The following is a 13,852-nucleotide window of genomic DNA, read 5'->3' as shown; positions in this document are numbered from 1 at the left end:
TCAGTTGAAGGCCAGCGACGGCAGCCATAGCGACATGGCGGGGATCATGATGATCAGGAACAGCGTCACGATATCCATCGCGATGAACCACGCAACGCCCCTGAACACCTGCGGCAAGGTCACGAGGTTCCCCAGCGCGCCCTTGATGACATAGACGTTGAGGCCGATGGGCGGCGTGACGAGGCCGACCTCCAGCAGCTTGATCACTATGATGCCGAACCACACCAGATCGAGCCCCGCGCCCTGCACCAGAGGCAGGACCAGCGGCAGCGTCAGGAGCAGGAGGCCGATGGAATCGATCAGCATCCCCAGCACGATATAGAGCAGCGCCACGGCGAAGAGGATCCACCAGACATTGTCGCTAACGCTGAGGATCACGTCGGCGAAGGCTTGGGGCAGTCCCGACAGCGCCAGGAAGCGGGTGAAGAACACCGAGCCGATCAGGATAATAAAGATGCCCGTCGTACTGATGGCCGTCTGAACCAGCGCATCGCGCAAGGCGGCCCAGCTGAACGAGCCGCGGATGACCGCGATCAGTGTTGCGACGGCAGCGCCGATGGCCCCTGCCTCGGTCGGGGAAAAGACCCCCGCGAAGATGCCGCCCAGCACCGAGAAGATCAGCAGCGGCAGGGGCCAGATATCCTTGACCGCCGCGATCTTTTCCTCGCGGCTGATATCCTCGATCACGGTGCCTGCCAGCGACGGCTTCAGCTTTACCCGCGTGACGATCATGGCCATGTAGATCAGCGCCGAAACGACGCCTGGAATGAACCCCGCAAGGAAAAGCTGGCCGACGGAGACCTGCGCATAGACCCCGTAAAGGATCAAAAGGACCGAGGGCGGAATGAGCGATCCGAGCGTACCGGATGCCGCGATCGTGCCCGTCGCCAGCCCCTTTTCATACTTGGCCTTCAGCATCTCGGGCACCGCGATGCGCGACATCGCCGCCGCCGTCGCCACGCTGGAGCCGGAGGCGGCAGCGAAGAAGGCGCAGGCTGCAACGCTTGCCACGGCAAGCCCGCCGGGCAGCCGCGCCAGCACGATCTTGAGCGAGACAAAAAGGCTCTTGGTCATGTCGGTGGTGGTGCAGATATAACCCATCAGCAGGAACATCGGCGCGGCCGTCAGCTCCCACTGGCCGACGAAATCGAAGGGCGTGGCGCTGATCATCCCCCAGGCCACGTTCATCGACAGCATCGCACCGATGCCGAAGATCGACACAAGGCCCAGAGTCAGGCCGATGGGCACGCGCAAGGCGATCATGGCCAGCGCGGTCAGCGTGCCGATGATGCCGATATCGAGATTGCTCATAAAGGGGCGTCCTTCAAAGGGCCTGGCGGCGCTGGATCGCGCGCAAAAGGTTCGACAGGATGGCAAGGCACATGCCGACAAAACCGACAGGCAGCGCCCATCGGCTGGGCCAGATATAGAAAAGGAAGTTCGACATGATCGTCTCGGCGCGCTGCGTCGAGCGGATGGCGTCAATCCCGCTTTGCCAGGCCAGCATGCCGAAGAAGACGAGGCCCGCCACGCAGGCAAGGATGTAGAGCGCCAGTTGCGCCCAGTTCGGCATCATCTGCGCGAACAGATCCACGCGGATATGCTCGGATTTCAGCTCCACATAGCCCAGCGGGAGAAACACGGCGAGGACCACATAGTAAAACGACACCGTCTCGAGCGTGCCGACCATCGAGCCGTTGAAGACATAGCGCACGAAGACATCCACCGTGATATGCGCCATCATGAGCAGCAGGAAGAGGCAGCCCAGCGCCAGCAGCGCGAGGTTGACGTAGCGGATCGCGCTGTAGATCAGACCGGTCTCCTCCGGGGCATCGGTTTCTGCGGTCATTGGGCCGTCTCCTCATCAGGTCCGGGCAGCATGTTGCCCAGCGAGGTTTTCCAGAACGCCAGCATGTCCAGAAACAGCTGCGGATCGTCGCGCCAGATCGATTGGGTTGCCATCCCGCGCAGCAGGCAAAGCGTCGCATTCAGCGCGATCCGCCGCGTGCCTCCCATGCCCGGCATGTCGGGAAAGAGGTTTTCCCAAATCTCATCGAGTTGCCGGTTGTAGTCCAGCGCCACGGGCACCAGCGCCTCGCGCATGGCAGGATCGGTGCGCGCCGCGGTCAGGAACTCGATCGTGACCATGAAGAGCGGGCCGGAAAACCGCCGCCACATCTCGGCAAGGAAGCCGTCGATGTCCATGGCGCCTGCACGGATCGCGCTGGCGATATCGGTGATTTCGTCAATCTCGCGGTTCAAGAGGTGGCGCAGCGCCTCCTGCATCAGGACCTGCCGGCTGGCATAGTGATGCAAAAGCGCCCCGCGCGACACGCCTGCAGCCTCGGCCACATCGACGGTCGATGTATCGCGCAAGCCCTTGGCCAGGATCAGCTCGGTCGTGACGGTCAGGATCTTCTGCTGCGTGGCATGCGAGCGTTCGGCCTGCGTCCGGCGACGCGGCGCGGCGGGTGCCGTCTCTTCAGAGGGGTGTCCGGCGCCGCGCGGGGCGGCGCCGTCCATTTCGCTCACTGGACGCCGTAGGTCGCCGGATCGAGATCGGCGTAGATCTCTTTCTTGGCGATCTCGGCCAGCGCGTCGGGATCGGTGCGGTCGACGCCCTCCAGCAGTTTTTCCCACTTGTCCCATGTCGCACGGAAGTCGTCGATAACCTCCTGGCCGTTAGTCAGACCATACTTCTCTTCGGCGGTCTTGTAGACATCGGCCAGCGCCTTTTCGCGGTAGTCTAGGATCGACTGCATCAGATCCTCCTCGGGCTCATAGACGGTATGACCCTTCTCCTGCGCCTCGGTCAGCGCATCCTCGGCCCGCTGAATATAGTTGACGTTCATCCGCGCCATGCCGATGGCGGAGGCGTCCATCATCACCTTGCGCTGCTCGGGCGTGAGCGATGCCCAGAAGCCGGGATTGACGCCCCATTGCGGTCCGGACCAATACATGCCGGTGGGCAGCAGCGTCGTATGCTCGGCTACCTCCCAAAGCGAGCGGTCGATCAGATCATTGCCCGCGTTCGACGCGCAATCGAGCGTGCCGCGCTCGAGGCCGGTATACATCTCGGAGGACGGCACGTTGACGGGGATGCCCCCCGCGGCCTCGACCCAGAGTGACACGGTGGATCCGGCGGTGCGGATGCGCTTGCCCTTCAGCTCTGCGAGGTTGCGGATCGGCTCGCGGCAGAACAGCAGATAGGGCGGCGTGGCATAAGCGCCCAGATAGACCACGCCCTTATCCTTCCACTCGGCCAGCTGAGTCTCGTTATGCATGCTGAAATCCGCGACGGCAAAAATCGCGATCAGCGGATCGGAATAGTTGAAACCCAGCTCCTGCACGGCGTTGGCCACGGGCAGCTCGGACGGCGTGTAAACGGCGGCGTGATGCGCGACTTGCACCACATTGTCACGGATCCCCTGAAGGTTCGCGCGCGGCGCCAGAAGCACGGAGCCGGTAAACACTTCGGGCACCAGATCGCCGCCCGACATTTCCTTGACGTTCTCGGCCCAGTCCACATAGCCCCATTTGGTAAAGGGCGTCTCGGCGCCGTAGAACGAGTTGGCGATGAAGTTGGTCTCGGCGCTGGCGAGCTGCGGGGCAAGCGCGATGGCACCGGCAACACCGGCGCCCTTGATGATCTTGCGAAGGTTCTGCATTTCAATCTCCCTGTTGGAGGATGGGCCATCGGCGGAGTAGGCCCGCGCGCCACCCTCAGCCGCAAGACTGCGCTTTGATTCAACAAACCGTCAAGACTGTTTGTAAGTAGCGCTCAGGTCAAAGCGGCGGTCGCCACCATTTCGATCAAGGTGCCGTCGGCGCGCACGCGGGCCTCGCATGTGGCGCGCGCGGGAGGGTTCTCGCGGTCGATCCACGCCTCGTAAACCCGGTTCATCGCGTCGAAATCGGCCAGATCGGCCAGCCAGATTTCCATCTTGATGATATGAGATTTGGCCGAGCCGGCGGCCTCCAGCAGCGCCTCGACCTTGGCGAGACAGTCCCGCGTCTGCGTCTCCAGATCGTCCTGCGGCGCCCCGATCTGGCCTGAGAGCCAAACCAGATCGCCATGCACGACCGCTTGGCTCATGCGCGCGCCCGGCGCGATTCGGGTGGGTTTCATGGCGGATCTCCAGATGCGAGGGACTGCCGAAAAGGGTAGCTGCGCGGCCATGGCGCGGCAACTGCGCAGGAATGGCTCAGCCTGTCTGCACCGCAAGACGCGCCGAGAGCCGCAGCGCATGGGCGGCATCCTGCGCCGCATTGGGAAGGACGGGATCATAGATTGCGCGGATCAACTGGCCGATCTCGGGCCGCAACATCGCCGCCTCCTGCCCCGGCAGCAGCGCCAGCGGCGAGCGGTCCTGAAACGCGGTGTCCGACCACAGAAGGATCGTCTGCACCGCCTGGCTCAGCGCCAGTGTCTCGGCGGGCACATCGCTCAGATGCGCGTCCATGCGCAGAAAGACGAAGGCCACCTTGATCGCGCCATCCGTCTCGAAGCGGAAAATGCGATACTGGTTCGCATCCGCTGCAACCAGCCGCGCCACCAAAGGCTCGAGGTCAGGGATCATCCGGCCCAGATCCGGCAGCTCCAGCAGCTCCTCCCACTCGCGAAAGAAGAAGACCATCAGGTTCGCGCCCAACTCGGGATCAGTTTCGACCATGTCATGCCCGGCCAGTTGAGCCACCGCTTCGACCGCGCCTTTGACGATCGACAGTGTCGCATCGTCAACGCCAAAGACCACCGGTGCGATGGGCCGGCTCCAGCGCGCGCAAAGATAGCTGCCATCCGACCGGGTGAAATGCGCTTCGATCTCTTCGGGTGTCATCGCCGCCTCCTGCCTCAGACCGGCGCCCTTTTAGCCCGCCGGCCCACGGCCCGTAACCCTTGACACGTGGCGGGCTGGGTATTTTTACCAAGAAAAAGCACGCCCCCGCACCCTTTCACTGTTCCAAAAGTACTTATTCGGAATCCGGCATCCGCGCGCCGCCCTTTAGAACAGATCGCCCTGTCCGGCAGGCTTGGGCGGCGCAAGGCCCAGATGGGTCCACGCCCCTTGGGTCAGCATCCGCCCGCGTGGCGTGCGCTGGATGAGGCCGCGTTGCAGCAGGTAAGGCTCGATCACCTCTTCCAGCGCATCGCGCGATTCCGACAGGGCCGCGCTCAGCGTCTCGATGCCGACGGGGCCGCCTTGATAGGCCTCGGCGATCAGGGTCAGATAGCGCCTGTCGGCGGAATCAAGGCCGAGGTGATCAACGCCTAGGCGCGTCAGCGCGCTGTCGGCAAGATCGCGGGTGATGGTGCCGTCACCTTCGATCAGCGCAAAATCCACCACCCGGCGCAAAAGCCGCCCGGCAATGCGCGGCGTGCCCCGTGCACGGCGCGCGATTTCATGCGCGCCGTCGGGCACGCAAGGAATGTTCAGCAGCTTGGCATTGCGCGCGACGATCTCGTGCAGCTCATCCACGGTATAGAATTGCAGCCGTGTCGGAATGCCAAAGCGGTCGCGCAGGGGCGTGGTCAGAAGGCCAAGCCGCGTCGTCGCGCCGACGAGCGTGAAGGGCTGAAGCTCGATCCGGACGGTGCGCGCGGCGGGCCCTTCGCCGATGACGAGGTCCAGCTCGAAATCCTCGAGCGCGGGGTAGAGCACCTCCTCGACCGCCGGGTTCAGGCGGTGGATCTCGTCGATGAAAAGGACATCGCGCGCCTCGAGATTGGTCAGGATCGCCGCCAGATCGCCCGCCTTGGCCAGCACCGGCCCCGAAGTCATGCGAAAACCGACGCCCAGCTCGCGCGCCATGATCTGCGCCAGCGTCGTCTTGCCGAGGCCGGGCGGGCCATGAAACAGCGTGTGATCCATTGCCTCTTCGCGCTGCCGAGCAGAGGCGATGAAGACACGCAGGTTTGCGCGCGCCTCGGCCTGGCCGATGAACGCATCCAGTGCCTGCGGGCGCAGGCTGCGCCCCTCGTCCTCGGCCAGCTTTTCGGGGCGCAGGGTGGGATCGGGGGCCTCGCTCATCGCGTCACCCCTTCGGCGCCAGCAGCTTCAGCGCCGCGCGGATGAGATCAGCCGTGCCTGCATCCTCGGCCTCGCCCGCCGCCTGCGCTACGGCGCCCGCCGCCTCGCCCGGCGCGTAACCCAGATTGGTCAACGCCGACAGCGCCTCGGCTTGCGGACCGGGCCCGGCAGGGGCCTGGCGCGGCGCGGCGGGGGCCGCGGCCTCGATTACGCTGTCATCCGGTTCAGGCGGGGTGGGCGCAGGGCCTGCGCCCATGGCCATCACTTCGGGCGCCTTGTCCTTCAACTCGTTCACGACGCGCTGCGCGGTTTTAGGGCCAATGCCCTTGGCCGCCTTGACCGAATTCCAATCTCCCAGAGCAATCGCGCGTCCGATACCGTCCGGGCCCAACGCACCGAGAATTGCCAGCGACGCCTTGGCGCCCACACCCTGCACGCTCATCAGCAGGCGATGCCATTCCTTCTCGACCAGCGTCAAAAAGCCGTAAAGCTGCAGGATATCCTCGCGCACCAGCAGATCCGTATAAAGCGCCGCGTGTTCGCCCGCGCGGGGCAGTGACTGCATTGTGCGGTCCGAGCAATAGACAAGGTAGCCGACGCCGCGCACGTCGATCAGCACATGATCGGCGGCGCGATAATCAATGCGGCCCGCGATGCGCCCGATCATGCCAGCGCCTTCGCGATGCGGGCGCGGCTGGCGAAATGATGCGCGTGGCAGATCGCGATGGCCAGCGCATCGGCAGCATCGGGGCCGGTCAGGACCGCGCCCGGCAGCTGCATCTTTACCATGTGGGCGATCTGATCCTTGGTGGCGTGCCCAACGCCGACGACCGTCTTCTTCACCTTGTTGGGGGCGTATTCCCCCACCTCGATCCCGTATTGCGCCGGGGCCAGCACTGCGATGCCGCGCGCCTGGCCCAGCTTCAGCGTGCCGGCACCGTCCTTGTTGACAAAGGTCTGCTCGACCGCCGCGGTGTGTGGCGCGTATTGGATCAGGATGGCGCCCAGTTGCTGAAAAAGCGACAGGAGGCGCGCGGGCATCTCATCGCCGACCGAGTGGAGCGTGCCGTTGGCGACATGGCAAAGACGGCTGCCATCGACGTCGATCACGCCCCAGCCGAGATTTCGCAATCCCGGATCAATCCCAAGAACACGCATGATCTGTCGCCCCTGCCTGCCGGATCTGCCCGGCGCCTCGTCTCCGCTTTTGCGCGGCTTGGGAAAGGCTTTAGCACGAAACGGGAACGCGGGCCAAGAGCTTTGCGCGGTGGCCGGAAAGGCGACCGTGCAGATGCGGCAATCGAGGCGAATTGTGCCGCACCGCAGCATTCGGCGTGTGATTTATTCGCTGTTGTTACTGGTAAGTCACAAAAGCGTTAATAAAAAGGGCTATGACACCCGTATCGACCTATGCGTCCGGCGCATGATGACTATGCAACAAGCGGTATTGCCAGATGCCTGCGCCGCATCTATCTGCACCGCAGCACACAGGCTATCGACTTTGATCAAATCGCCATGACACCCCGTCATGCAAACCCAAGGAAGACTGAAATGTCCGTTATCGACACCACCCGCTCCACCCAGTTTCAGACCGCGCCCCTCGGCCTCGGCTTCGCGCGTTTCGCCGCTGCCTTCACCGCATGGAAAGACGCCCGCGCCACACGCAAGGCCCTGTCGGTCCTGTCGGATCGCGAACTGGATGATATCGGCCTGACCCGCGCCGACATCGCCAACTTCAGCATCCGCTGATGGGCTGCCGCGGCACGGCCGCAACATACGATCAAAACTAAAACGCGCGCCTTTCTGCCAGAGGCGCGCGTTTTGCGTACCGCCTCCCGAAAATGAATAAATCCCCATGCCACGAGCGGGCACGAGGGCTCTCCCTGAAAGGGATCAAAAAAATTCCGGTTGAAACAACTGTGGCTTCAAGAACTGTGGGAATATTCGAGGCATGCTGCCCGAAACACCGAGCCGCGCGGGACCAGGTTCAGATCAGCGGCGCGACTTGGGCCACGATGACACGCGTCACAGGATCGATCTGCATGATCCATGCGCCGGCCTTTTCGGCGACGCCGCCAGCGGCCAGCGCGTCAACGCGGTCCTGATACGCGATATCGCCTAGCTGCATCAAAACCAGCGCCTTGAACCCGAAAAAGGCAACAACGCCCAACAGGATGCCGCGCACCGGAATACCCGGACGGCGGCGCTTGGGCCGAAACACGATCAGCCCGTCACGCCCGACCTTGGCGCTATACCCGCGTGCGAGATGACTATGCGCTTTCTGCACCCGCTTGATGCGCGCATCAAACCCCTCGGGCGTGTTTGTATGTGTCGTAGACATCAGCAGATTCCAGTTTTCCGGCCCCCCGCCAGATCCCTTGGAAAAACTAGGGTCGAATTGTGGCAATTCTGGGGCAACCGCCTCAATTCAGCTGCTTTTCAGCGCTGTTTCAGACAATTTTCCGCAAGGTCAACGTAGTCCAGTCACCAATCTGCTCGGCATGGACCAGACTGTTTCCAGCTTGCGTATAAACGTCGATCACCTCCTGGGCCTGCTCGTTCAGTATGCCCGAGAGAATCGCGTGACCTCCCGTGCTCATGGCCGCTGTCATATCCGGCGCAAGGTCTATCAGCGGGCCTTTCAGGATATTGGCAAAGACCAGATCGAAAGGCGCGGCTGCCGCCAGATCGGGATGGTCCAGCCCCGTGGCGACGAGGCAGCGCACGCGCCCTTCCAGATCGTTGGCGGTGACATTCACCTTGGCCACATCCACCGCCACCGGATCGATATCGCTGGCAAGCATCACGCCCGGCCAGATCCGCGCGGCGCCCATGGCGAGCACTGCGGTGCCGCAGCCGATGTCCACGACGGAGGCATGCGGCGCACCGGCACTGGCCAGCCGGTCAAGCGCGCGGAGGCAGCCCTGCGTCGTGCCGTGGTGGCCGGTGCCGAAGGCCATCGCCGCCTCGATCAACAGCGGCTGGCATCCTTCGGGCACCTTGTCCGCGTCATGGCTGCCATAGACAAAGAAGCGGCCCGCGGCGACGGGCGTCAACTCGCGCTTCACATGGGCGACCCAATCGGTCTCGGGAACTTCGGAGACGGCAAAGGGACGCGCGCCATGCACCTGCGCCAGCAGTGCGAGGCCCGCGATATCGGGCGCCTCCTCGAAATAGCCGCCGACCTCCCAGGTGCCGCTGCCATCCTCGATCTCGAACGTGCCGATGCCCATCGGCGCGGGCTCGAGCTCGTCCAGCGCATCAGCCAGTGCCTCGGCGCTGGTCTGGCCGGTCAGGGTGGTGAGGGCGGTATATGTGGGCATGGATAGGGTCTTTCGCGGTGATTATTCCGCCGGGGCGGGAATAAGGCGGGTCAGGATTGTCTCGTGCCCCGGCGCGGGGTGTCGCGGGATCAGCAGCGCCAATAACAGCGACATCCCCGCCATGCCAGCGGCCAGCACGAACACCGCGCCTGGTGAGACCAGCCACAGATAGCCCAGCAGCGCGGGCAGAAACACGGCGGCTATGTGGTTAATGGTAAAGGCGACGGCGGCGGTGGGGGCGATATCGCCGGGGTCGGCGATCTTCTGGAAATAAGTCTTGAGCGCCAGCGCCAGCGCAAAGAGCATGTGGTCGATCACATAGAGCGCCGCCGCGAGCAGCACGCCCCAACCGAACATGTAGATCCCTCCATAGGCGAGGAATACCGCCATCAGCCCGGCATATTCGAAGATCAGCGTGCGCCGCTCGCCAAAGCGGGCGACGGCGCCGCCCATGAGCGGGGCAAAGACCATGTTGGCAACAAGGTTGATCAGGAAGAGCGCGGTGATCTCGTGCACCTGAAATCCGAACTTCTCGACCATCATGAAGCCCGCAAAGACGACAAAGATCTGCCGGCGCGCGCCCGCCATGAATTGGAGCAGATAATAGAGCCAATAGCGACGGCGCAGCACCATCTGTTTCAGCTGCGGATTAGGCGCCTCGAATTGCGGGTAGGCGATCAGGGCAAAGACGGCGATGGCCGCCGTGATCCCGCCCGAGAGCATGTAGACGATGTTGTAGGTCAGGCCCAAAGGCTCCCACAGCAGGACGATACCGCCGTAGCAGATCAGTGTCGCGCCAGACCCGGCGGCCAAGAGCCAGCCCAGCATCTGGGGCGCGCGGGCGCGGTCGATCCATTGCAGTTGCAGCGACTGGTTCACCGTCTCGTAATAGTGAAAGCCGATCGAGCTGAGCATGGTGATGGTCAGGATGCCGCCCATCGTCGGGAATTGCGCGGTGATGGCCGTCGCGGCCCCCAGAAGGATCAGCGACACGAGGCCCAGTACCTGCTCGCGCATGAAGACGATGATGGCAATGACCCCAATGGCGAAAAAGCCGGGGATCTCGCGCACGGTATGCAGCCAGCCGATATCGTGCCCGTCGAACTGCGCCACCTCGATCACGAAATTGTTGAGCAGCGCCGACCATGTGGCAAAGGCGATGGGCATCGCGGCGGCCATGAGGAACAGCAGCGTGATGGGCCTGCGCCAGAACGGCAGGTGGCGGGCCTCGCCAAGGGGGACAAGCTGGGTCATCAATCCGCTTTACGCCGCGTCCAGCATTTTGGCGAGGGGAATATGCTCTTGGCGCCTAGCTTGCGGCACCCGCGCGACTGCGCCAGAGGATGAAAATGCCCGACGCGACGATAAGGCCCGATCCGATCGCCATCGGCGCGGTGATCTCCTCGCCGAAAAGCGCAACGCCCAGCGCGATGCCGAAAAGGATGCGCGTGTAGCGAAACGGCGTGACCGCCGAGACGTCGCCCACCCGCATCGCCTTCATCAGGCAGGAATAGGCGATGGTGCCCGAGGCGATGGCCCCCGCCAACATCATGGCCGCACGCGGGCCCGGCAGGGCAAAGGCCTCACCGCTCCAGACTGAATAGAGTGCGCCGGCCAAAGCCATCGCGAGAAAGCCGTAGAGGCCCAGCATCGCCGTTCCGATGGCCGCAGGCGCGGCGCGGCTGGCCAGATCGCGCCCGGCAAAGCCGATCATGCCGATCAGCGCCAGCACCGATAGCGGGGAAAAGCTGTCCGCGCCGGGGCGGATGATGACAACAACGCCCAGCAGGCCGATGACGATGGCGGTCCATCGCCGCCAGCCCACCTTCTCGCCAAAGACGAAGGCCGCGCCCGCGACCACCACCAGCGGCGTCGCCTGCAGGATCACCGCGGCCGAAGAGAGCGGCGTCAGCGCCAGCGCCAGCACCCAGAAAAGACGGCCCGTCACCTCAAAGCAGACACGTATGCGCATCGGGCGCGAGACGACCTCGCGCCGAAAGAGGGGCAGCCCGTTCCTGCGCAGGACGCCCGCAAAGACAGCCGCGCCGCCAAGGCCGAAGATCATCAGGATCTCGCCCACAGGCAGGCTGGTCGCGGCGGCCTTGATGAACCCGTCCTCGACCGCAAAGAGCGCCATGGCCGTGATCATCCAGAGGCTGCCGATCAGGTTGGCCGACCGGCGAGGCAACACCTGCGGTCTCATCTGCCCTGCTCCGCCGCGCGCATCAGTAAAAACTCTGCGGGTCGATATCGACGCTGAGACGCAGCGAATTCGGCAGGCGCAGCGCGCCGGTCCAGCGCGCCAGCGCAGGCTGCAGCGCCGCGCCCTTGGGCGCCTTGACCAAGAGGCGCACGCGGTGGCGTCCCCTCACCCGCGCGATGGGCGCGGGCGCGGGGCCGAAGACCTGCGCGCCGATCTCGCGCAGGGGGCCATCGGTGCGGGCCAGATGCGTGCCCACGTCGAACGCCTCCTGCATGTCGGGCGAGCTGAGGATGATCCCCGCCATGCGCCCGAAGGGCGGCACGCCCGCATGGCGGCGCTCCTCGGCCTCGGCGCGCCAGAAGCCTTCCTCGTCGCCCGAGAGGATCGCGCGGATCACCGGATGCTCGGGCTGGAAGGTTTGCAGCATTGCCGTGCCCGGCTTTTCCGCGCGACCCGCCCGGCCCGCGACCTGCCGCATCAGCTGGAACGTGCGTTCCGCCGCACGCAGGTCCGACCCTTGAAGGCCTAGATCGGCATCGATCACGCCGACCAGCGTTAGCAAGGGGAAATTGTGCCCCTTGGCCACCAGCTGCGTCCCGATGACGATGTCGGCCTCGCCCGCCGCAATGGCGCGGATCTGCTCCTTGAGCGCGCGGGAACTGGCGAACATGTCGCTGCTCAGCGTCGCGACCCGCGCCTCGGGGAACAGCGCGGCCGCTTCCTCGCCCAGACGCTCGACGCCCGGGCCCACGGGGGCCATCTTGCCCTCCACCTCGCAGGCGGGGCATTTTTCGGGCATCGGCTTCGTCTCGCCGCATTGGTGGCACATCAGGCGCTTCTGGAACCGATGCTCGACCATGCGCGCGTCGCAATGATCGCAGCCCACCTGATGCCCGCAGGCGCGGCAGATGGTGACGGGCGCATAGCCGCGCCGGTTGATGAAGAGCAGCGATTGCTCGCCCCTCTCAATGCGGCTTTGCACCGCCGCCTGCATCGTGGGCGAGATCCAGCGATTGCCGGGCAGGTCTTCGCTGCGCATGTCGATCGCCCGCAGTTCGGGCATCACGGCTGCGCCGAACCGCGCCTTGAGGTCGAGGCGCGTGTATTTGCCAGCTTCGGCATTGACCCATGTTTCCAGACTGGGCGTGGCTGAGGCCAGCACCACCTGCGCCCCGCAGATGGACGCGCGCAGAACGGCCATATCGCGGGCATTATAGAGCACGCCATCCTCCTGCTTGTAGGAGGTGTCGTGTTCCTCATCGACGACGATCAGGCCCAGATCGCGGAACGGCAGGAAAAGCGCCGAACGCGCGCCGACGACCAGTTGCGCGCCACCCTCGCCCACCATGCGCCAGCAGCGGCGCCGCTCGGTCATCGTGACGCCTGAATGCCACTCGGCGGGCTTGGCGCCGAAACGTTCCTCCACCCGGGTGAGGAATTCGGCGGTCAGCGCGATTTCCGGCAGCAGCACCAGCGCCTGCCGTCCTGCGCGCAGGGTTGCCGCGACCGCCTCAAGGTAAACCTCGGTCTTGCCTGATCCGGTGACGCCGCGCAGGAGAGTTGTGCCATAGGAGCCCATCTGGATGGCAGCGTCCAAGGTGGCGGCGCAGGCGCGCTGATCCTCGGTCAATTCTTTCGAGGCATGGGCCGGATCGAGGCGGCGATAGGGCGTGTCGCGGGGCGTGTCCACCTCATCGACCGCGCCCAGCTTGACCAGCCCCTTGATGACCGAGGAAGTCACGCCCGCCTCGTCCGACAGCTCCTTCAGGGTAAAGGCCTGATCCCCCTGCCCCTCCAGCACCTCCAGCACGCGGCTCCGCGCCTCGGTCACGCGCGGCGGCTCGGAATAGCCCAACCGGTACACCTTGCGCATCGAGGGCGGATCGCCCAGCCCCGGCGCGCGGGTGGCAAGGCGCAGCATCGCAGACATCGGCGTGAGGGTGTAATCAGCCGACTTTTGCAGGAAAGTCTGCATCTCGGGCGCCATCGGTGCCACGTCTAGCACGCGGATCACAGAGCGCACCTTCGCAAGGTCATAGCCGCCCTCGCCCGGCCCCATGACCACGCCCAGCACCTTGCGCGGCCCCAGCGGCACCTCGACGAACGCGCCCACATGGCAGCCGCCCTCTGGCGCGCGGTAATCGAGCACGCGGTCCAGAGGCTGCGCCGTCAGCACGCCGATCAGCGCGCCTGCGTCAAAGAAATCCGGTCCGGCGGTCACGCGCGCATCTTCCTTTCCGGGCCTTTCAGGGTTTCACGGGGATCGCCCATGGGATAAACGTTCCGGCAACAAACTC

General features: G+C 64.7%; 15 protein-coding genes. 1 reads left to right on the top strand and 14 read right to left on the bottom strand.

What is annotated here, in order from left to right:
• From ACEWPL_RS05465 to ruvC, 9 genes are all read right to left on the bottom strand, one after another.
• Positions 1–1,311, bottom strand: coding sequence for a TRAP transporter large permease (locus ACEWPL_RS05465; protein ID WP_393933924.1), 1,311 nt, complete (start codon positions 1,309–1,311; stop codon positions 1–3).
• A gap of 13 nt (positions 1,312–1,324) precedes the next feature.
• Positions 1,325–1,849 (bottom strand): TRAP transporter small permease, encoded by a 525-nt coding sequence (locus ACEWPL_RS05460; protein ID WP_393933922.1) that lies wholly within the window; start codon positions 1,847–1,849, stop codon positions 1,325–1,327.
• Positions 1,846–2,523, bottom strand: a complete 678-nt coding sequence (locus tag ACEWPL_RS05455) for a TetR/AcrR family transcriptional regulator (protein ID WP_393934188.1) — start codon at positions 2,521–2,523, stop codon at positions 1,846–1,848. Before ACEWPL_RS05455 ends, ACEWPL_RS05460 begins: the two co-directional genes overlap by 4 nt.
• A 5-nt stretch (positions 2,524–2,528) precedes the next feature.
• A complete protein-coding gene (locus ACEWPL_RS05450) occupies positions 2,529–3,668 on the bottom strand; it encodes a C4-dicarboxylate TRAP transporter substrate-binding protein (RefSeq protein ID WP_393933919.1) in 1,140 nt (379 codons plus the stop codon).
• 113 nt (positions 3,669–3,781) lie between these two features.
• Positions 3,782–4,129 carry a RidA family protein gene (locus tag ACEWPL_RS05445; protein ID WP_393933917.1) on the bottom strand — a complete coding sequence of 116 codons (348 nt, stop codon included), beginning with the start codon at positions 4,127–4,129 and terminating at the stop codon, positions 3,782–3,784.
• 76 nt (positions 4,130–4,205) lie between these two features.
• Positions 4,206–4,838, bottom strand: coding sequence for a hypothetical protein (locus ACEWPL_RS05440; protein WP_393933915.1), 633 nt, complete (start codon positions 4,836–4,838; stop codon positions 4,206–4,208).
• A gap of 165 nt (positions 4,839–5,003) precedes the next feature.
• Complete coding sequence (gene ruvB, locus ACEWPL_RS05435; protein ID WP_393933913.1) at positions 5,004–6,029, bottom strand: Holliday junction branch migration DNA helicase RuvB; 1,026 nt, start codon at positions 6,027–6,029, stop codon at positions 5,004–5,006.
• 4 nt (positions 6,030–6,033) lie between these two features.
• On the bottom strand, positions 6,034–6,696 hold the full coding sequence (gene ruvA, locus ACEWPL_RS05430; RefSeq protein ID WP_393933911.1) for a Holliday junction branch migration protein RuvA: 663 nt from the start codon (positions 6,694–6,696) through the stop codon (positions 6,034–6,036).
• Positions 6,693–7,187: a crossover junction endodeoxyribonuclease RuvC gene (gene ruvC / locus ACEWPL_RS05425; RefSeq protein ID WP_393933909.1), complete on the bottom strand. Its 495-nt coding sequence runs from the start codon at positions 7,185–7,187 to the stop codon at positions 6,693–6,695. The genes ruvA and ruvC overlap by 4 nt, the downstream gene beginning before the upstream one ends.
• Before the next feature lie 393 nt (positions 7,188–7,580).
• Between ruvC and ACEWPL_RS05420 the strand changes: the two genes are divergently transcribed.
• Positions 7,581–7,778, top strand: coding sequence for a DUF1127 domain-containing protein (locus tag ACEWPL_RS05420; protein WP_393933907.1), 198 nt, complete (start codon positions 7,581–7,583; stop codon positions 7,776–7,778).
• A gap of 238 nt (positions 7,779–8,016) precedes the next feature.
• Here ACEWPL_RS05420 and ACEWPL_RS05415 read toward each other — a convergent pair whose 3' ends face one another.
• The 5 genes from ACEWPL_RS05415 to ACEWPL_RS05395 all read right to left on the bottom strand — a co-directional run bounded on the left by ACEWPL_RS05415 (position 8,017) and on the right by ACEWPL_RS05395 (position 13,776).
• Positions 8,017–8,370, bottom strand: coding sequence for a hypothetical protein (locus ACEWPL_RS05415; RefSeq protein WP_393933905.1), 354 nt, complete (start codon positions 8,368–8,370; stop codon positions 8,017–8,019).
• A 109-nt stretch (positions 8,371–8,479) separates the two neighbouring features.
• Positions 8,480–9,352, bottom strand: coding sequence for a 50S ribosomal protein L11 methyltransferase (locus ACEWPL_RS05410; protein ID WP_393933903.1), 873 nt, complete (start codon positions 9,350–9,352; stop codon positions 8,480–8,482).
• Between the two features lie 21 nt (positions 9,353–9,373).
• Positions 9,374–10,606 carry an MFS transporter gene (locus tag ACEWPL_RS05405; protein WP_393933901.1) on the bottom strand — a complete coding sequence of 411 codons (1,233 nt, stop codon included), beginning with the start codon at positions 10,604–10,606 and terminating at the stop codon, positions 9,374–9,376.
• A gap of 55 nt (positions 10,607–10,661) precedes the next feature.
• Positions 10,662–11,555, bottom strand: a complete 894-nt coding sequence (locus ACEWPL_RS05400; protein WP_393933899.1) for a DMT family transporter — start codon at positions 11,553–11,555, stop codon at positions 10,662–10,664.
• Between the two features lie 22 nt (positions 11,556–11,577).
• Positions 11,578–13,776: a primosomal protein N' gene (locus tag ACEWPL_RS05395; RefSeq protein WP_393933897.1), complete on the bottom strand. Its 2,199-nt coding sequence runs from the start codon at positions 13,774–13,776 to the stop codon at positions 11,578–11,580.
• Positions 13,777–13,852: the final 76 nt, after the last annotated feature.

Source organism: Roseovarius roseus, assembly GCF_043355935.2.
Lineage (GTDB): Bacteria > Pseudomonadota > Alphaproteobacteria > Rhodobacterales > Rhodobacteraceae > Roseovarius > Roseovarius roseus.
The sequence above is the reverse complement of the archived record's forward strand: the minus strand, read 5'-3'. Positions and strand labels throughout refer to the sequence as shown.